A 19643-nucleotide genomic window follows, 5' to 3' on the forward strand; every position below is an offset into this window, starting at 1 on the left:
AAGTGAAATGATATTAATTATCATTTACTCTAATATAATGATAATTGTTTTCAATTAAAAAGTCAAGATTAAATTGAATAAATTAAAAAAAAGTTTTATATAAAAAATAGAGCTAATTTCTTAGCTCTATTTTTATGAACATAATAATTTTAGGATGCATTTGTTGACTTTAAAAAATTTATAATTTAGCTATATTTTCTCCGAATTTAATACAAAGGTCTTTATCATCACCTTCGGGAGCTTCGTTTACTATTATTGATTCTAATGGAAGTTCAAACCCGTATGAATCCATTTGTTCTTCCCATTTTTTCATCCATTCACCATCGCCCCATCCATAAGAGCCGAATAAAAATGCTTTCTTACCTGCACCTAGACCTTTTAAAGATTCTATGAAAGGCTCAAAGTCAACCTCTTCTAGATTTTCATCACCCATTGATGGGCAACCTAGTATTAATATATCTTCATTTTTTAAATCATCTACATTTACTGACTCTACTCTTAAAAGCTCAGCTGACTTACCTTGATTAGATAGACCTTTACTTATAAGATTTGCCATAGTTTCTGTATTACCAGTACCACTCCAATATATAATTTTCATAACTTTACCTCCTAAATGGAATTGATAATTAGTATCAACTACTTAATACAATGATAATGGTTTTCAATTACTCTGTCAATATAAAAAGTTAAAATATAGAAAAAAGTTTATAAAGTTTATAAAATATTTGATAAATTAACAGATTCATAATAATATTAAGTTATATACAAGGAAACTAAAGATAGGAGAGTATGCTGTGATTAAAAAATTTTATGCAGTTAAAGTAGGAAAAAAACCGGGAGTGTATACAACTTGGGATGAATGTAAAGAACAGGTTAATAAAGTTCCAGGGTCTATATATAAGAGTTTTAAAACACTAGAAGAAGCTGAAAAGTTTGCAGGAATAAAATTAGAAAACATTTCAAAAAAATCTAAAGCTAATGTTAAAAGTAAATCAACACCAGAATCTAAAGATAAAGAATTAAAGCCAATAAAAAGTAAAGCAAATGTAGATTACTTTGAAAACTACATTGAACCAGAAGATGTAAAATGTAATTATGATATGATAGCTTTCGTTGATGGAAGTTATGATAGAGTATCAAAAATTTTTGGATCGGGTATTGCAGTAATTGATATTGAAAAAGATTTAATTCAAGAATATAAAACAGCAGGACATGATAAGTGGGATCAATGGAATATAGTAGGTGAAATAGAGGCTGCTAAATATGCTATAAAATTAGCTCATGATGAAGGATTAAAAAAGTTATGTATATATCATGATTTAAAGAACATTTCACTTTGGGCAGCTGGGACTTGGCAAGCTAAAAATGAATATACTCAATCATATGTTAGATTTGTAGAAGAGTATAGTAAAGATTTATCAATAACATTTATAAAAGTTAAAGGGCATAGTTGTAATAAATATAATGATATAGCAGATAGATTAGCTAGAGAAGCAATAGAAGAATATTTATAAATAATAAAAAATATAGATAGAAAGGGCTACTTTTATGTAGGCCTTTTTTAGTTTTAAGTAAATTATTATTTGCATTTTGGAATAATTTAAATATTTAAAAAATTAATAATACAATATTTAAATTGATAAAATTAATAAAATTAATGCTTAAAATTGAATAAATTAAAAATTAAATTGAATATTTTAAGTGAATTAGTGACAAATATTAATCTCGTGTATATACTTATAGTATAAAAAAATTAAAACTAAAAGGCGGGTTAATTGTGGAGAGTATAAAAAGCATTGAAAAACCTAAAAAATTATGGAATAAAAACTTTTTTTTATTGTGGCAAGGTCAGTTAGTTTCGTGTCTTGGGGACGCATTTTACTCTATGGCTTTAGGGTTTTGGGTTCTAGATAAAACAGGGTCATCATCTATAATGGGAATATTGATGGCAGCTATAAGCTTACCTAGAATTATAATTGGGCCTTTTGCAGGAGTTATAGTAGATAGATTTGATAGAAAAAAGATGATAATTTTAGGAGATCTAATAAGGGGAATAGGAATTTTATTTGTAGGGTATGCAGCATATAAAAACATATTAGAAGTTTGGATGGTTATTTTAATTGGAGTAATATGTGGTATATGTTCTGCATTTTTCAATCCGGCAATAAGTTCAGTTATTCCAGATTTAGTTTCTAATGATAACATAGTAAAAGCAAACTCAGCACAGCAAATGGCCGTGTCAACAACAAGTCTAGTAGGTAGCCTTTCAGGTGGGTTTATATATTCAATTCTTGGAGCTTCAGTTATGTTTATATTTAATGGAATAAGTTATATCATATCAACTGTAACTGAAATGTTTATAAATATACCTAAAGTAGAGCAAAAAGAATCAAAATTGACATTTAGAGAAGATTTTAAAGAAGGACTAAATTTTACATTTGGTTTTAGGGGATTAGTGGTATTGCTTGCTGTATGTTTTGCGTTAAATTTTTTCTTTGCTATTTTTTCGATACTTTTAAGACCATGGTTTATGATGGAAGAATCTTTGGGAGTGGCAAGATATGGAGTTATATCTGCTTTCCAAAGTATAGGAATGATTGTAGCAAGTATATTACTTACAAATATAAATATAAAAGCTGAAAATAGAGCCAAAACAATGCTTATATCATTATTTTTAACTATTATTTTTTTCTTTTTAGGAGTACTTATAAATAAATTTTATGTAATGTGTGTATGCTTTTCTTTTGGATTATTTTTTAATACAATATCAAATACAGTTATGATGTCATCAATGATGGTTACTGTGCCACAAGATATGAGAGGTAAAGTGATGAGTATAGTTATGACTTGTTCTATAGCTATACAACCAATAGGAACATTAATAGGTGGGGTTCTTGGTGACATTTTTTATCCAAGAAGCATTATGATAGGTTGTTTTTTAATTTGCATGATAGGATGTGTACCTTTATTTTTTAGTAGAAGTACGAAGAAAGTTTTAAACTATAATCCGGAAATCCAAAATTTAGAAGATATAAAAAGGTAAAATATTAATAAATTTTAAAAGATAAAGTTGATTAACAGAAAATGCATAATAATACTTTTTAAAACTGTAAAAATTATAGATAATTACAGTTTAAGGAGGTAATTTTTATGACAAATAAACCGTTAGTAAGTAATGCAAAAAAAGCTTTAAATCAAATGAAGTTAGAAATGGCTGGAGAATTAGGAATACAAAGTGAACATATTAATGGAGCGAATAAAACGTCTTATGAAAGCGGAATTATGGGTGGGAATTTAGGTGGAATGATGAGCAAAAAATTAGTTGAATTAGGAGAAAAAGAGTTAATTAGAGAATATAATAATAAAAATAATTAATTAATTGGGCTAAATTTTAGCCCAATTTTTAAATTGTTTTTTTATGTTTAAATTTGGAAATTACAAGCACGAGAAAGTAAAACTTGATATAATATTACTTGATAGGACAAATTCATACAAAAGATATTAAACAAGTAAGGGTTGGGGGAGAATGATACAAAAAAACAAAATAAATATATTATGTATTTTAGTTGGATTAGCATGGTTTTTGATTTTTAATACAACGTATGCATCTGAAAAAGAAAAGCATGTTTTATTTATAAGCTCTTATAATCCTAATGTTGAAACTTTTTCAGACCAAATTGAGGGGATACAGTCTGGAATAAATGAAGATGTAAATCTTCAAATTGAATATATGGATTCAAGAACATTTTTAGGAGAAGAAAATAAAGAAAAATTTTATGAATTACTAAAGCATAGGTTAAGAGATCAAAAAGGATATGATGCTGTTATTTTAGGGGATGACCAAGCTTTTGAGTTTGGCATGGAACATAGAGATGAATTATTTAAAAATACCCCAATAATCTTTTTAGGTGTAAGTTCTAATAATAATATTGAATTAGCAAAAAAATCAAAATTAGTTTATGGAGTAACAGAACCACAATCTGTAAAGGAAAATATAGACTTAATAAGAAAACTTCATAAAAACAAAGACATAACAATTGTAACTGATGCATATTCAAATTCTTTAAATTTAGATTATAACTTAGATGTATTAAAAAAGGAATTCAAAGATACAAAATTTAATTTGATTTCTTTAAAAGATATGAGTTTTGAAGAACTTAAAAAGAAATTAAAAACTTTAGGTGATAATGATGTATTATTTGTAATGTATGCATATAGAGATAAATTGGGAAATGTAAAGTCTATAAAAGGTTCATATAAGCTAATTAGCGAAAGTACAAACGTACCAATATATTCAACTATGAATTATGGGATAGAATGTGGATTTATTGGGGGCAAAGTAGTTAGTCATGTTGAACAAGGAAAAGCGGCAGGTAAAATAGCAAAGGAAATATTAGATGGTGAAAATCCAAAAGAAAAAATTATTGATGGAAATAAGATAGATAATTACATATTTGATTATAATAAGTTGAAATTTTATAATATAAATATAAAAAAATTGCCAAATGACTCTCAAGTAGTTAATAGTCCAATTGACACTCTTTATAAATATAAAGAAATGGTATATGGGTATTTGTCATTAACAATAAGCTTATTAATTGTTATAGCTTCATTAATATTATATACTGTAAAAAAAATAAACTATCAAAAAGAGTTAATAAAAGCAAAAGAAACAGCAGAGAATATGCAAAAATCACAAAGCAATTTTATATCTAATATTAGTCATGAGTTACGAACTCCAGTTGCAGTCATAATGTCTGCAAATCAAATATTAGATATTAATATGAAAAAAGTTAATAACAGTTATTCAGAAAGCAATTTGAATAAAACAAATATAATAAAGCAAAATTGCAATAGGCTTTTAAGACTTACTAATAATATTATTGATATAGCTAAAGTTGATTCGGGATTTATGAGCTTGAAATTAAAAAATTTGGATATAATATTTTTACTAGAAAGCATAGTTACATCTGTTATACCATATGCTGATTGTAAGAATATAGAAATAATATTTGATACTAATTGTGAAGAATTAATTATGAGCGTAGATCCTGATAAAATAGAACGAATAGTATTAAATTTAATATCAAATGCTATTAAATTTTCAAAAGACAATACAAATATATATATATATGTAGATGTAGATGAAGAACAAAATGTTCTTGAATTTTCAGTAAAAGATACTGGGATTGGAATGAAACCTGAAGATTTGGAACGAATATTTGATAGATTTACGCAAGTTGATGATATTATGGTCAGAAAAAATGAAGGAAGTGGAATAGGTCTATCTCTTGTTAAAATATTTACAAATATGCATAAAGGTGATGTTATTGTAAATTCAAAACTCGGAGAAGGAAGTGAGTTTATAGTAATTTTACCTATTAGATTTATTGAAACTGAAAAAGATAATGATTTTGAAATAAACTCTTATAGTTCAAGTAACTCAAAAGCTGCAGTAGAATTTTCAGATATAAATTTTTAAATACATTAAAAAATGGCATGTATATAGGGAAAACTATATCATGCCATTTAATTTAATGTTAACCTCTTTTTTTCTGAAGTTCTAAGTACTCATTTAAAACATCATCGTCAATTTCATCTTCTGTAGTTACAAAAGAGGCTCTAGTCCAAAGACTTTCCAAGTGGTTAAGATGATCAAACTCACTTCTCAAAACCTTAGAAGAATTTACTTTGAATTTTACAATAATATCATGAGGACTTATATCAGAAAGAGCATTGACTTGAAGTTTACAGTAATCTTCTCCGCAATATATAGATAAGATTTTTATATTTAAAAGTTCTGCTTCAGACTTTATTACATCATAAAATCTTTTTTTCACCTCATCATTCTCAAAAATCTTTCTTCTATACCTAGGACAAAATATGTAATTGTACTTCAAATAGCTTATTCTTTTTTTATCTATCCTATATTTTTCTCTCATATAAATATATTACATATTAAATTTAAAAAATTCAACACTCTGATAAGTATTATTTAGATCAATACTATCGATAGATTCTTTTAATTTAATCAAAGATTCTCTATATTCTAAAACTCGCCCTAACAATAAAACACTTAGAGAATTATTCAATTCAAATTTACTATAATCTATATCTAGTAGCTTAAAAACTGGAATATCATTATTGTTTAGAACATTATCTAATAAATATTTATGTTGGATAGTAAAATTAGATAAAAGTTCTTTTATATATAACTTTTCTTCAATCGATAAACTATTAAATTCGCCTAAATTTTTAGAAATCAAACTTAAGAAATCATAATAATTTTCACAAACAATTCCTAGATAATCTAGAGTATTAATTTTATATTTATAATGTTTTAAATGATTTTTAAGTGAATTAATTTTTGCTTCTTTATCTAAAGTTAATAAATTGGGTTTTATAGCTTGGCTATATAGATTTAAACTTTGAAGATTTAAAATATCTAAATTAGATATATTTAAAAGAATATAATCAGTAATTTTAAAAGCCTCTTTGGAAAAATTAAAAATCAATTCCTCTACTTTAAAGCCTTGGTTAATTGGCAAAATTAATTCATTTATAGTAATTGCTATAAGTGACCCAACTAAAATAGATGAAAGTCGTACTATTATTTTTGATGGATCACTCATAGTAAAAAATAAAATTAAACTACCTGAGACTAAGCTCATTAAACTGAGTTTTGTTTTATTTAGGTTAAATTTATAAAAAATAAATACATTAAAAGAACAAATTAATGCAAGGGAATATATATTCCAATTAAAAATAGTACCTATACAAAAAGTGAGTATTGCTCCTAATATATTTGCAACAAATCTTTGTAAACAGTAAGTTCTAGCACCTGAAACAGTTGGAAGCATTGCAAATACAATTCCTACTGTTATTACAGTGGTTGATACTCTTAAATAATTAGTTAAACTAGATAGATAAATGGCTATTATTGATGATAAAAGAACTTTTAAAGCTCTAGTTTCATCTTTTATTGATAGTCTTTGTAATATAAATTTATTATGACTCATAATTAGTCCTCCGATTAAATTATATTACAATATAGTATCAGTTTATAGAATTAATTGCAACAAAAAGTATCAGTTTAATATAAAAACTGATACTAAAAAACAGTCTTAAAATATTTTAAGACTGTTAAATATGAATAGATACAATGTCAGATTCACTTAATGTATTTATTTTTTTGATATAATCAAGTATTAATGGAATACAAGCTGCAATCCAAGCCATAGGACCTGCTAAGCAAACTCCAAAATAACCTAAGAATAAAGGTAGTGTAAATGCAACAACTGTTCTAGCTAATAGTTCACAAACTCCAGCCAACATAGGAACTAACGTGTAGCCCATTCCTTGAAGTGCATTTCTATATATGAATATTAAGCTAAGTGGTATAAAGAAAAATGCAACTGTAGTTAGGTATTTCATAGAGTAAGCAACTACATCTGGATCAGAATTTGATACAAATAGCTTAACAAATTGATCACCAAATAAAAATAGTATAAGACCTCCCACAAGACCTATAATAATATTTATAATAGTACATTTTTTAACGCCTTCTTTTATCCTATCTATATTTCCGGCTCCTAGATTTTGAGCACAATAAGTTGCCATTGTAACTCCAAATGTTATACTAGGTTGCATAACTAATTGCTCTACTTTAGATGCAGCAGTATGAGCGGCTACAACTGTTGAGCCAAATGCATTAACTGCACCTTGAAGTATAATTGCGCCTATAGCAGTTATAGAAAACTGAAGAGCCATTGGGATTCCAATACCTAAATGTTTTTTAAAATATAAACTGTCAAATTTAAAATGTTTTTTCTCAAGTTTTAATATAGGAAATTTTTTAGCTGTATAAAATAAACATAAAATTCCAGAAACACCTTGAGCAATTACTGTTGCGTAAGCTGCGCCGGCAACTCCCATAGATAAATTTATTATAAAGAATAAATCAAGAATTATATTTAAAATTGATGCTACTATTAAAAAATATAGAGGTGTTTTACTATCACCAAGAGCACGGAGTATACTTGATATCATATTATAGAAAAAAGTAGCAAATATTCCTCCATAGATAACTACTATATAAGATTGAGCGTCATCTATAATATCACTAGGTGTATTTATTAAGTGCAAAATTGATTTTGATGTAATAACACTTATAAATGTTATTACAATTGACATAATAATAGATAGAACAATTGCACTTCCAACTGCTTTTTTTACTCCATCAACATCATTTGCTCCAAACTTTTGAGATACTAAAACAGAAAAGCCTGAAGTAAGACCTAATACGAATCCTATTATTAAAAAATTCATAGATCCAGTTGATCCAACTGCGGCAAGAGCCTTGACCCCTAAAAATCTCCCTACTATTATAGTATCAACCATACTATAAAATTGTTGAAATATATTACCTATGAGAAGTGGTATAGAAAAGTATAAAATTAGTTTTACTGGATTACCAGCGGTCATATCTTTTGTCATAAAATCCCCCTTTGTAAAAAAATATATGCTTGCATATGATAGCATTATTTAAAAATTCCGACAATACTATTATATTAAAATTATTAAAAAAGGATAATAAATTATATAAATAAAATAGTTTGACATAAAACTATTTTATTTATATAATTTAAATTGTTAAATCAGTTTATAGACAAAGGAGAATTAAAAATGACAAACTTAGATTTCATATATAACCGTCAAAGTATAAGAAAATTCAAAGATGAACCTATTCCAAAAGAAGATATAATGGAACTTTTAAAGGCTGCAACATTTGCTCCATCAGCAAAGCATCAGCAAAACTGGCATTTTGTAGTACTTCAAAATAAAGATATGATAAATGAAATGGCTGATATAGTTACTAGAAGCCATGAAAAAATAGGTGAACTAGCAAAGACTGAAAAAGATAAAAAGATACATATGAGTGTTATAAATTATTATACATGTTTTAAAAATGCTCCTGTTGTTGTATTAGTTTATGGATGCGAATATAAAATGATAGAATACAAAATTTTAAAAGAAAATGGGGCTCCAAAGGATCTATTAGAGGTATTAGTATCTCCTCAATCAGGAGCTCAAAGCATAGGAGCAGCAGTTGAAAACTTCTTATTAGCAGCAACTAAAATGGGATATGGAACTTGTTATATGACAGGTCCTACTCATGCAAAAACTGAAATTGAAAATCTGATAGGATTTGAAAAGCCTGGATATGAGTTAATGTCAATGATAGCTTTAGGTGTTGCAGAGGACAATCAACCACAACAACCACCTAGAAAACCATTAGAAGATGTTACTACATTTATAGATTAAAACCTAAATTAAAATAAAGAGCTCAAATTAGTATACTAATTTGGGCTCTTTATTTTAAATAGAATAAAAAACAAATTAAAAAAATTTTACATAAAAAAATAATTATACTATGGACTAATAAAAAAATAAATGGTATATTGTATACATAGACAACGAGATTAGACAAAAAACAACGTGACAATAGGAAATGACATAATTTATATAAAATTAAAGCACTTTAATATAAATATATTTTAAACCAAGAAGACTTAAGGAAGTTTTCAAAATCCCCCTAAAAGTACAATAATACTATTTAAAGACTGTTTTTTAAAACAGTCTTTTTTGTTTGAAAAAGTCAGTTTTTGCACAAAAAAATGGTAAATATAAACATTTAATGACTAGTTTTTTAATTTGTATTGAATAAACAAATAGAAGATGGTAATTTAAAGTAAAAAGGTAAAAAGGGAGGACTTAATGATTGAATCACTTACCGACAGACTTGTGTCATTTCTTGTGCTAAATAATATAATAGACACAGAAAAATTTGAAAAATATAGAGATAAAATAAAATCTTTAATATTTTTGGCAATAAGCTTTGTAAGTGTAATTTTAGTTGGAATTATCTTCGGGAAAGTTACTCAAGGAATAATACTTTTAATATGTTATTTGATAATAAGAAAATTTGCCTGTGGATATAAAGCTAAAAGTTACATTATAAGATTACTAATGTTTATGGGGATATATATATTTACTATATATTCTAGTAGTTATGAGGATTTAACAACGTATAAGTTTTTAATTATTTTATTTACAGTATTAAGTTGGGGATGTATATATGTTTTAGCGCCTGTAGAGAATATAAAAAATAAAATGGATTTTAATGATGTACTAAGAAAAAAAATTATATCTAGAATAATAGGCACAATAATTACTTTTTTAACAATTATATTATTAAGGATAGAAATTATAAATGAATATGCGGCATTTACTTGTAGTGCTTTATATTGGAGTGCATTTATGTTAGTACTGGGGACTATAAAAAATTACATAAACAATTAAGTAAAAAACATTTATGGGTAGATTTTTAAATTAGGAAATCCTTACCTATAAATGTTTTTTATTTTTTATGCTTATTTTTATCTATAATAAGGTAGATAATATAGACAAAGGAAAATTATAGGAATATAATAAGTTAGAAAAAATACTATAAAAAAACTAAATATCTAAGAGGTGAAAATATGAAAATATTAAAATATTTACTTATATTTATACCGATAAGTATAATTGGAGAATTTATGCACTTGCCACCAACAGTAATGTTTTTATTGGCGGCATTATCAATTATACCACTAGCGGGACTTATGGGAGAAGCCACAGAAGAAATAGCTTTTTATACAGGACCTAAAATAGGAGGCTTTTTAAATGCTACATTTGGAAATGCGACAGAACTTATTATTTCGTTCTTTGCTTTAAAAGCAGGACTATTTGATGTAGTAAAAGCATCTATCGCAGGGTCGGTAATAGGAAACATACTACTTGTACTAGGAGCTAGTATGCTATTAGGCGGGATAAAGCATAAAAATCAAAAATTCAATAAAAAAGTTATAGAAGTATCATCAAGTATGCTTTTATTTGCAGTTATAGGACTTTGTGTTCCAGCAATTTTTACGCATACAATTAATCCTAGCTTGCTAAATACAAAATATGAGGGACTAAGCATTATTGTAGCTATAATAATGTTTATAATATACATATTAAGTTTAGTATTTTCGTTTTATACACATAAAGATATATATTCATCAGAGCCTGAGAATGATGGAGAGTCTAAGTGGTCACTTAAAAAGTCTATATTTGTTTTAGCAATAGCTACTATATTAATAGCTATTGAAAGTGAATTTTTAGTTAGTGGTGTAGATTCATTAACGGCAACATTAGGATTGAGTGAATTTTTTGTAGGGATAATAATAATACCTATAATAGGAAATGCGGCAGAACATTCCACAGCTGTTGTAATGGCAATGAAAAATAAGATGGATGTTGCTGTAGAAATTGCAGTTGGATCTAGCTTACAAATAATATTATTTGTTGCTCCTGTATTAATATTTTTAAGTTTACTATTTACTCCTATGAGCATTGTATTTAATCCGTTTGAATTAGTAGCATTAATTGCATCTGTTCTTATTGTAAATAGAGTTGCAAGTGATGGAGAATCAAATTGGCTAGAAGGTGTACAATTATTATCTGTTTATTTCATTATTGCAGCAGGATTTTTCATATTATAAATAAAAATAGACCTTTGAAAAGGTCTATTTTTATTTATAATATGAAAAGTTGTTTAGCATACTAAATAAATAGATATATATAACATTGGTACTAGATTAAAAATAAGAAAGAGGGGAATGGAGATAAAAAATCTAAATAAAAATATTTTAATAAGCTTAGTAGTGTTTATTCTAATGTTTGGATCTTATTATTTAATAAAGAAAGAAAATAATTACATTATAGAAGATATTGCATATAGTTATGAAAATGATAAAGAAATAGATAAAGAAAAAATAAAAAATGAAAAAATAGAGATTTTTTCTAAATCACATAAAGATTCCAATGATTATTTTGTATTAGGATATTATAATGAGAACGTAGTGAAAAATAATAAAGAAGCAAAACAATACTTTAAAAAGGTAATAGAACATCAAAATAAATATACAGATGATTTTGCTAAATTATATAGTTACTACTATTTAAGCAAAGATGCTATAGAAAATAGAGAAGTAAACAAAGCTTTAGATTATGCTAAGGAGGGCTTTAACAGTATAAGTCCAGCGAGTTATAGTAAGTATAAAAACATCATTTGGAATATTCATAGTGAGTTGATGGATTTAGAAAATGGTAGAGAATTAGCTATTAAAGACTATAGAAAGATAGAAGAAAATGAGAATTTACTAGACGATGAGTCAAAACTATATTTGTATCAAAAGTTGTCTACAGTAAGTTTAGCAATGTATGGCTATAATTATGATATAGAGGCTAATTTAAAAGCAATAGAGCTTGCTAAAAAGTTGGACAAAAAGGAAGAACTGTACAGATTTATAATAGACTTGGGAGTTTCAGCCAAACAAATTGGAGAGTATGAATCAGCTATCAAGATAATTAAATACACAGATAAATTGAAGATAGATAATAAATATGTAAATTCAATTTTAAACTGTTACAAATTAATAGAGTTAGCCCAAGTTGAAAGTAGACTGGGTAATTATGAAAAATCACTAAGTTATGTAAATGAAATAGACAAGTACAGTTACTCTATAAAAGCAGATGAACTAAATGATATCCAAGTTTTGCAGCTTTCAATAAAGAGTGAATATTATGCAGAAATAGGTGATTTTAAATCTGCGCATGATTGCTTAAAAAAAGCTGCATCTATGATTGATGACAATAGTAGCGAAATTTACGCAAATAAAGAAATGTATTATTATAAGGCACTAGCAAATGCTTATAAAAAAGAACATAAATACCAAGATTCTATAGAAGTGTACAATAAAGGTTTGAGTTTAGCAAATAAAGAAAATCGTATAGAGTACAAGGATATATATTTGCATGGATTAATAGATATATATTCAAAGTTAGGTGATGAAAAAAATGAATATAAATACAGTATTGAATTAGCGAACCTTATAAGAGAAAAGAATAAAGAGTTTTATAAAAATCATTATTATGAGAATGTGATAGCTAAATATGGTATGAATAAAGCTAAGAAAGAAAATACAACAATAAAGTCTTTAAATAACTTTTTTAAAGTTATAATATTTATACTATTTGCTGTAATATTTAAACTTCATATATATCCTATTATTTATAAATATATACATAGAGCTAAAGTGAAAAAATATATAAAAGAAGATAACTATTTTTTAAACTATCAGCCTATAGTTAACCCAAAAGAAAATAAAATTATGGGGTTTGAGGCTCTAATTAGGTTAGAATTGAAAAATAAACTAATTATGCCTAATATAATAATAGAAGAAATTAATAAGTGTGATATGATGGAAGAAGTTTCTGTTTGGATATTAAAGAGAATAGTTGAGGACTTTAAAAGATTGAAAAATGTAGAGAATATAAATGAAAAATTTTATATTTCTATAAATTTATCACTTAAAGAAATTGAAAGCATATATATAGTAGAAACATTTAAAGAGATAATAAAAGAAGCTGACTTACCTAGAAGGTCTATTTGCATAGAGATTACTGAAAATAATAGCTATAAAAATAAAGAGTCTGTAAGCAAAAATATAAAAATTTTAAAGGATAGCGGATTTTTAATAGCGTTAGATGACTTTGGAGTAGATTACTCAAATATATCTATGTTAGACAAGTTTGAATTTGACATAATTAAATTAGATAAATATTTTATTGATAATATAGGAACTTCATCTATAAATAAGACACTTATAGAAACAGCAGACTACTTATCTACTATAAAAGATAAAACTATAGTAGTTGAAGGTGTGGAGGAAAATTATCAAATGAAAATTATAAAAAATACAAAATCAGATAAAATTTATATACAAGGATATTTTTATAGTAAGCCTTTAAGTGTTCAAGTATTAGAAAAATTTAAATTATTTAAATAGAAGACAAGCTCTGGTGTTTAACCGGAGCTTGTTTTATGTTAACATAAAACAAAAAGTATGAAGGAGAATAGGAAATGGTTAACATATTAGTTGCTGATGATGATTTAAGAATACTAAGGTTAATAAATGATTTCTTAAAATTAGAAGGATTTAATGTATATAAAGCGGAAAATGGAAAAGAAGCAATTGAGTTATTTGAAAAAGAAAACATATCACTAGCTATATTAGATATAATGATGCCTATTGTAGATGGGTGGGATGTATGCAAACATATAAAATCAAAATCAGATATTCCAGTACTTATATTAACAGCAAAAGACAGTGATATAGATGAACTCTTTGGTTTTGATATAGGTGCAGATGAATATATGTCAAAGCCATTTAATCCTAAATTACTAATTGCTAGAGTAAAAAACTTATTAAAAAGAGTTAATTCATTGAAAGAAAAGCAAACTTTTAAATATGGAGACATAGTTCTTCAATTAAATAATAATGTAATAAGAGTTAGCGAAAAAGAAATTGAACTTACACCTATAGAATATGAATTAATGTTTATATTTTTAAATAATGTAGGAATATCGCTAAAAAAAGATAAATTATTAGATTTAGTATGGGGCTATGACTACTATGGGGATCCGAGAACATTAGATACTCATATAACAAGGTTAAGAAAAAAATTAGGCTATGAATCAGAGTTGATTAAGAACATAAGAGGTTTTGGCTATGTTTTTGGGAGTTAGTATGAAATCTATAAAAAATAAATTATTAACAGGGATAATACTTATCAACTCAATGATGTTAGTTGGAATATTAATATTTACTATTAACTTCAAAGATATATATATAAAGTATACTAGTTTACAATTAGATAAATTATCAAATGAAATAAAAGTGATATTGAATGAAAATTTAGATGAAAATACATCAAATAAGCTCCTAAAATTAACCGAAAGTAAGGGTGTAAATCTAGATATATATAATAAAGAAGGAAACTTAGCATTTAAGAACAGAATGAGTATGAATAATCATATGATGGGGAAGATGAAAAACAAATATGAAGTAGTAGATAAATACTATATAAATAGAGACTTAACCTCATATATAATACATGAAAACTCAGAAAATATTGAGTTTTTATCAATCATATCGAGCACAGATGATAACTTATACACGATAGTTATTAAAACACCTATAAGTTCAATTGAAAATAGTATAAAGATAGCCTCTACTTTTTTAATAATTATTTTTATTCCTATAATAATTATTTCTATTATAATGGCTATAATTTTTTCAATCAAGTTTACGAAGCCTATAAGAAAACTAAATGAAGTAACTGATAAAATTTCAAATTTAGATTTTAACGAAAGAGTTGATATAAAAACTAATGATGAGATTGAAAAATTAGGACAAAGTATAAACAAATTGTCTGATAAGATAAATAGTAGCTTAAATGACTTAAAATATAAAAATGACGAATTAGAAGTGCTTATTAAAAATAAAGAAACACAAGAAAATCTTAGAAGAGAATTTGTGTCGAGTGTATCTCATGAGCTAAAAACTCCGATAACGGTTATAAGTGGATATGCTTTAGGCTTAAAAAGTAATGTAGCAAAAAGTTATGAAGACCGAGAATACTATATAGATGTAATATATGAAGAAAGTGAAAAAATGGGGGTATTAGTTAAAGATTTATTAGATTTATATAAGCTAGAGTCTAAGACGTTCAGTATAAAAAAAGAACAAATAAGTATAAAAGACTTAATAATAGAAACTATTAGAAATTTTGAAATAAAGATTAAAGAAAAAGATATAAATGTAACCTTAAACATAAATGATATCTATATATATGTAGATAAAATTAGAATTCAACAAGTTTTATACAATTTTATAGATAATGCTATACATCATATAGATAATAAGCGTATTTTAAATATAACTACATATAGATGTAAGGAAAATTTAAAAGTATCTATATATAATAGTGGAGAAAACATAGAAGATGAATATTTAGATGAGATATGGGATTCTTTTATGAGAATTAATAAATCCAGAACATATAGTGACAATAGAGTGGGGCTGGGATTGTCTATTATAAGAGAAATAATAAATCTTCATGACGGTAAATGCGGTGTTTTGAACAAAAAAGATGGTGTCGAATTTTGGTTTGAATTAAAATTGTAAATTTTTTTACTTGTAACTAAGTTGTAACAATCGATAGTCATAATGATATTAAAGATAATTTAACAGGAGGTAGTTTTATGAAATTAAAAAAAATAATATTATCACTTAGTGTTATATCAGCTATTGGATTTGGATCTATGGGGGTTATAGCAAATGCAAATGAAAAATCATCTACAGATAATTCATTTAGTTACAGATACCAAAATAGACAAGAATGTAGACTTACAGATGAGCAACAAAAACTTATAGACAAAGGCTATAATGAACTTACAAAAGATGAAAAAACAATATTTGATAAGTACTACAAACAACCAAAAAGTAATTTAAGTGATGAAGAATTAAACAAATACTTTGAAATTCATGATAAAGCATATAAGTATTTAGGAAGTGATTTTTTAGAAAATATGAAGCAAAACAGATCTGAAAGATTAAATAGTGGACATATGAAAAATGGACAAGGACAAGGTAGAGGTATGTGTAATCAACGATAAAAGTTAATATAAATAAAAAATAAGGTTAGTAAAACTAACCTTATTTTTTATTTATATGAGGAAATGATAAATATTTATCGTTATAGAGAAGTAGACAAATGGCACCTATTCAATAACTTAACATTAAATTAACATAGAAAAAATCTATAACAAATATACAATGCATATAAAACAATTAAAATAAAAGCTATATATATAAATTAGCAATCAATATTAAAAAAATTAAAAAGCTAGAATTTTAGTATTGTATTGAAATTAAAAATTTAAGAGTTATATTAAATTGAGTTTGAATTACAAACTGGATAATCTGATTTTTTAATTAGTAACAAAATATATAAGCAGAGCTAACAAAAAAGAGCAAATACATTTGTAAAAACTAAAAGTTACAAAGTGAATTTACAAAATTTAAAATAGAAAAGGTGGTTAAGCTATAATTTATGCTATTTTTTACAATGATTATCATATAAAATAAGGAAAAAATAGCATAAATTATAATAGTTACAAAAAAAATTTAAAAAATTTTTAAGTGAATTTCACATACCTATGAATCCTTGCAATTTCAATAGATAAACATTGTTACCAATTGTAACTCTTTTGTAACCAAATTTGCTTTTTTTTGGTTCTAGGTGTTTACAAAAAGAAAAAAGTGTATTAACATTAATAACAAGTTAAAAAAAGTTACGAAAAAGTAACAAACACAAACAATATGAATTTAAAAAGACAATAAGGTCAATAATATATAATTTTTAATTTTATTTAATTGAATGGAGGAATTTTATGAGTATGAATAAAAGAGCAAAGAAATCAATAGTATTAACATTAGGTTTAGTAGTTGGAGGTATGTATGCTTCAACAAACAGCATATTTGCTGCAGAGAAAGAAATAGTTACACCAGAAAAATTAAACGTGAGAAAAGGACCATCTGTAGAAAATGATAAAATAGGATCATTAGATAGAGGAATGGTTGTTGAAATATTAGAAAGCAACAATGGATGGAACAAAGTTAAACTTTCAGACGGAAATGAAGGATGGGTAAGCGGAGATTACACTGCAAAAGAAAAAGCAACTGTAACAGCTACTGAATTAAACGTAAGAAAAGGACCATCTGTAGAAAATGATAAAATAGGATCATTAACAAATGGAACTGTAGTAGAAGTATTAGAGCATGAAAATGATTGGTATAAAGTTAAGCTTGATGACAATAAAGAAGGATGGATATCAGGAGATTATGCATTAACTGAATCTCAAGCTATGGAGCAACAAGCTAAAAAGACTGAAGTAAAAGCTGCTACAACAAATACAGTAGATCAAAAGAATGATTCAAAAGATTCAACTGTTAAAGAAGAGAAGTCAGAAGAAGCAGTTTCAAACAATACACAAAATAACAACCAAAATAATAATTCAAATGAATCATCAAAAACTGAAGAAACAACTTCATCAAACAACAATAGTGGAAGATTAATGACTGTAAATGCAAGTGCATATGCAGGTCATAGTATAACTGCTACAGGAACAACTCCTAAGTGGGGAACTATAGCTGTAGACCCTTCAGTTATACCTTATGGAACAAAGGTTTATATACCTAAGTTTGATATGGTATTCACTGCAGAGGACTGTGGAGGAGCTATAAAAGGAAATAAAATAGATATATTCATGAATAGTGAATCTGAGTGTACAACTTTCGGAAGACAAAACATAGAAATACAAATATTAGGATAATAAATAAAAGAAGTCTCGATGGAGACTTCTTTTTTATGCACCTCAAAAGCTATTTAAATCGATTTTAAGGGCTTTGATGATGCTTTAGGGGCAACTATGCTTAATGAGTGAAAGAAAACGTAAATTTGGATAAAAATGAGGTTAAAAAAAAGTGGGCTTTTATAAGTCTGCTTTTTTTATTGTATTAATTAAAATAAATGCAAAATAGGAATAATGAAAATCATTATTAACTATGATATACTATTAGAATAATGAAAGGAGGACTAGCTATGGAAAATATAAATAAATTTCAAAGTTTTATGATTTTATTAATGGTGGCTATTGGAATTTTTGTTGGACAATTTGACATAATTAAAATGTATAGTGAGTATCTAATAATGCCAGCTCTCATGGTAATGTTATTTTTAGTATTTTTACAAATTCCTTTAAAAGATATAGTTAAGTCATTTAGTAATAAAAAATTTACAATAACATCGATTTGTATAAATTTTATATGGACACCGATTCTTATTTTTATACTTGGAAAATTATTTTTAGGAAATAATCCAAGTTTGTTGATTGGATTTGTTATGTTGATGGTAACACCTTGTACAGATTGGTACCTAATATTTACGGGAATAACTAAAGGAAATGTTGCATTAGGGGCGTCGATATTGCCTCTAAATTTAATATTGCAATTATTACTTCTGCCAATATATGTATTGCTTATAGGTGGTTCTAGTGTAGAAATCGAAGTACTTAGTTTACTAAAGGGAGTAGCTATGAGTTTAATTATTCCATTAATACTATCTATTATTTTAAGAAAAATAATTATAAGTAAAAATGGCAAAGATTTTTTTGAGGAAACAATAACTTCAAAAGCTTGTGATTATCAAGGGCATTTTTTAAATATAGCTATTGTTGCTATGTTTGCATCTCAAGGTAAAGTTTTACTTCAACATCCGGAAGTTCTATTACAATTACTTGTACCTGTATTGTTGTTCTTTGCAATCAATTTAATAGTAGGAATATTTGTATCTAGAGGAATAAATTTAAATAGGGAAGACTCTATAGCATTAAATTTCACAACGCTTGCTAGAAATTCACCTATAGCATTAGCTATAGCTGTTGCTACTTTCCCAGATAAACCATTGATATCATTAGCTCTTATTATAGGACCATTAATAGAATTACCAGTACTTTTTATAATATCAAAAATACTTTTAAATAATAATTTTGTAATTAATGAAAGTGTCTTAAAGTAGGCACTTTCATTTTTATATTATTGACATGAAACAAAAATGAAGTTACATTTATCATGGGTGGTATTTTAATTAAA

At 26.0% G+C, this 19643-nt stretch carries 17 protein-coding genes; 13 read left to right on the plus strand and 4 right to left on the minus strand.

What is annotated here, in order from left to right:
* Positions 1-178 precede the first annotated feature (178 nt).
* Positions 179-598, minus strand: coding sequence for a flavodoxin (locus tag KXZ80_RS05070; RefSeq protein ID WP_021432371.1), 420 nt, complete (start codon positions 596-598; stop codon positions 179-181).
* A gap of 196 nt (positions 599-794) precedes the next feature.
* Here KXZ80_RS05070 and KXZ80_RS05075 point away from each other — a divergent pair, with 196 nt between their 5' ends.
* From KXZ80_RS05075 to KXZ80_RS05090, 4 genes are all read left to right on the plus strand, one after another.
* Positions 795-1514, plus strand: a complete 720-nt coding sequence (locus tag KXZ80_RS05075) for a ribonuclease H1 domain-containing protein (RefSeq protein WP_021432372.1) — start codon at positions 795-797, stop codon at positions 1512-1514.
* 263 nt (positions 1515-1777) lie between these two features.
* Positions 1778-3043, plus strand: a complete 1266-nt coding sequence (locus KXZ80_RS05080) for an MFS transporter (protein ID WP_021432373.1) — start codon at positions 1778-1780, stop codon at positions 3041-3043.
* 107 nt (positions 3044-3150) lie between these two features.
* Positions 3151-3375, plus strand: a complete 225-nt coding sequence (locus KXZ80_RS05085; protein WP_021432374.1) for an alpha/beta-type small acid-soluble spore protein — start codon at positions 3151-3153, stop codon at positions 3373-3375.
* A 151-nt stretch (positions 3376-3526) separates the two neighbouring features.
* On the plus strand, positions 3527-5482 hold the full coding sequence (locus KXZ80_RS05090; protein ID WP_021432375.1) for a sensor histidine kinase: 1956 nt from the start codon (positions 3527-3529) through the stop codon (positions 5480-5482).
* Positions 5483-5540: 58 nt separating this feature from the next.
* On the opposite strand, the gene tnpA is transcribed toward KXZ80_RS05090, so the two are convergent.
* From tnpA to KXZ80_RS05105, 3 genes are all read right to left on the minus strand, one after another.
* The gene (gene tnpA, locus KXZ80_RS05095) at positions 5541-5942 is read right to left on the minus strand and encodes an IS200/IS605 family transposase (RefSeq protein ID WP_021432376.1); all 402 of its coding nucleotides are present in this window, start codon (positions 5940-5942) and stop codon (positions 5541-5543) included.
* 9 nt (positions 5943-5951) lie between these two features.
* Complete coding sequence (locus tag KXZ80_RS05100) at positions 5952-7019, minus strand: aromatic acid exporter family protein (RefSeq protein WP_021432377.1); 1068 nt, start codon at positions 7017-7019, stop codon at positions 5952-5954.
* 124 nt (positions 7020-7143) lie between these two features.
* Entirely contained in the window at positions 7144-8496 is a 1353-nt protein-coding gene (locus KXZ80_RS05105) for an MATE family efflux transporter (RefSeq protein WP_021432378.1), read from the minus strand.
* Positions 8497-8685: 189 nt separating this feature from the next.
* Between KXZ80_RS05105 and KXZ80_RS05110 the strand changes: the two genes are divergently transcribed.
* The 9 genes from KXZ80_RS05110 to KXZ80_RS05150 all read left to right on the plus strand — a co-directional run bounded on the left by KXZ80_RS05110 (position 8686) and on the right by KXZ80_RS05150 (position 19569).
* Positions 8686-9324 (plus strand): nitroreductase family protein, encoded by a 639-nt coding sequence (locus tag KXZ80_RS05110; protein ID WP_021432379.1) that lies wholly within the window; start codon positions 8686-8688, stop codon positions 9322-9324.
* Positions 9325-9777: 453 nt separating this feature from the next.
* On the plus strand, positions 9778-10362 hold the full coding sequence (locus KXZ80_RS05115; RefSeq protein ID WP_021432380.1) for an accessory gene regulator B family protein: 585 nt from the start codon (positions 9778-9780) through the stop codon (positions 10360-10362).
* Between the two features lie 179 nt (positions 10363-10541).
* On the plus strand, positions 10542-11585 hold the full coding sequence (gene cax, locus KXZ80_RS05120; RefSeq protein ID WP_021432381.1) for a calcium/proton exchanger: 1044 nt from the start codon (positions 10542-10544) through the stop codon (positions 11583-11585).
* Positions 11586-11702: 117 nt separating this feature from the next.
* Entirely contained in the window at positions 11703-13934 is a 2232-nt protein-coding gene (locus KXZ80_RS05125; RefSeq protein WP_038285098.1) for an EAL domain-containing protein, read from the plus strand.
* 74 nt (positions 13935-14008) lie between these two features.
* Entirely contained in the window at positions 14009-14674 is a 666-nt protein-coding gene (locus KXZ80_RS05130) for a response regulator transcription factor (RefSeq protein ID WP_021432383.1), read from the plus strand.
* 1 nt (position 14675) lies between these two features.
* A complete protein-coding gene (locus tag KXZ80_RS05135) occupies positions 14676-16115 on the plus strand; it encodes a sensor histidine kinase (protein WP_038285463.1) in 1440 nt (479 codons plus the stop codon).
* Positions 16116-16192: 77 nt separating this feature from the next.
* Positions 16193-16606 (plus strand): hypothetical protein, encoded by a 414-nt coding sequence (locus KXZ80_RS05140; protein ID WP_021432385.1) that lies wholly within the window; start codon positions 16193-16195, stop codon positions 16604-16606.
* Positions 16607-17383: 777 nt separating this feature from the next.
* Positions 17384-18325 (plus strand): SH3 domain-containing protein, encoded by a 942-nt coding sequence (locus tag KXZ80_RS05145; protein ID WP_021432386.1) that lies wholly within the window; start codon positions 17384-17386, stop codon positions 18323-18325.
* Positions 18326-18594: 269 nt separating this feature from the next.
* Positions 18595-19569, plus strand: a complete 975-nt coding sequence (locus tag KXZ80_RS05150) for an arsenic resistance protein (RefSeq protein ID WP_021432387.1) — start codon at positions 18595-18597, stop codon at positions 19567-19569.
* Positions 19570-19643: the final 74 nt, after the last annotated feature.

Origin of the sequence: Paraclostridium bifermentans (assembly GCF_019916025.1) — a bacterium.
GTDB lineage: Bacteria > Bacillota > Clostridia > Peptostreptococcales > Peptostreptococcaceae > Paraclostridium > Paraclostridium bifermentans.

Excerpts from the sequence above, each read along its gene's own strand:
- KXZ80_RS05070 (WP_021432371.1), bottom strand. The coding sequence starts at position 598 with ATGAAAATTATATATTGGAGTGGTACTGGTAATACAGAAACTATGGCA.
- KXZ80_RS05085 (WP_021432374.1), top strand. The coding sequence starts at position 3,151 with ATGACAAATAAACCGTTAGTAAGTAATGCAAAAAAAGCTTTAAATCAA.
- KXZ80_RS05090 (WP_021432375.1), top strand. The coding sequence starts at position 3,527 with ATGATACAAAAAAACAAAATAAATATATTATGTATTTTAGTTGGATTA.
- tnpA (WP_021432376.1), bottom strand. The coding sequence starts at position 5,942 with ATGAGAGAAAAATATAGGATAGATAAAAAAAGAATAAGCTATTTGAAG.
- KXZ80_RS05100 (WP_021432377.1), bottom strand. The coding sequence starts at position 7,019 with ATGAGTCATAATAAATTTATATTACAAAGACTATCAATAAAAGATGAA.
- KXZ80_RS05105 (WP_021432378.1), bottom strand. The coding sequence starts at position 8,496 with ATGACAAAAGATATGACCGCTGGTAATCCAGTAAAACTAATTTTATAC.
- KXZ80_RS05110 (WP_021432379.1), top strand. The coding sequence starts at position 8,686 with ATGACAAACTTAGATTTCATATATAACCGTCAAAGTATAAGAAAATTC.
- KXZ80_RS05115 (WP_021432380.1), top strand. The coding sequence starts at position 9,778 with ATGATTGAATCACTTACCGACAGACTTGTGTCATTTCTTGTGCTAAAT.
- cax (WP_021432381.1), top strand. The coding sequence starts at position 10,542 with ATGAAAATATTAAAATATTTACTTATATTTATACCGATAAGTATAATT.
- KXZ80_RS05125 (WP_038285098.1), top strand. The coding sequence starts at position 11,703 with ATGGAGATAAAAAATCTAAATAAAAATATTTTAATAAGCTTAGTAGTG.
- KXZ80_RS05130 (WP_021432383.1), top strand. The coding sequence starts at position 14,009 with ATGGTTAACATATTAGTTGCTGATGATGATTTAAGAATACTAAGGTTA.
- KXZ80_RS05135 (WP_038285463.1), top strand. The coding sequence starts at position 14,676 with ATGAAATCTATAAAAAATAAATTATTAACAGGGATAATACTTATCAAC.
- KXZ80_RS05140 (WP_021432385.1), top strand. The coding sequence starts at position 16,193 with ATGAAATTAAAAAAAATAATATTATCACTTAGTGTTATATCAGCTATT.
- KXZ80_RS05145 (WP_021432386.1), top strand. The coding sequence starts at position 17,384 with ATGAGTATGAATAAAAGAGCAAAGAAATCAATAGTATTAACATTAGGT.
- KXZ80_RS05150 (WP_021432387.1), top strand. The coding sequence starts at position 18,595 with ATGGAAAATATAAATAAATTTCAAAGTTTTATGATTTTATTAATGGTG.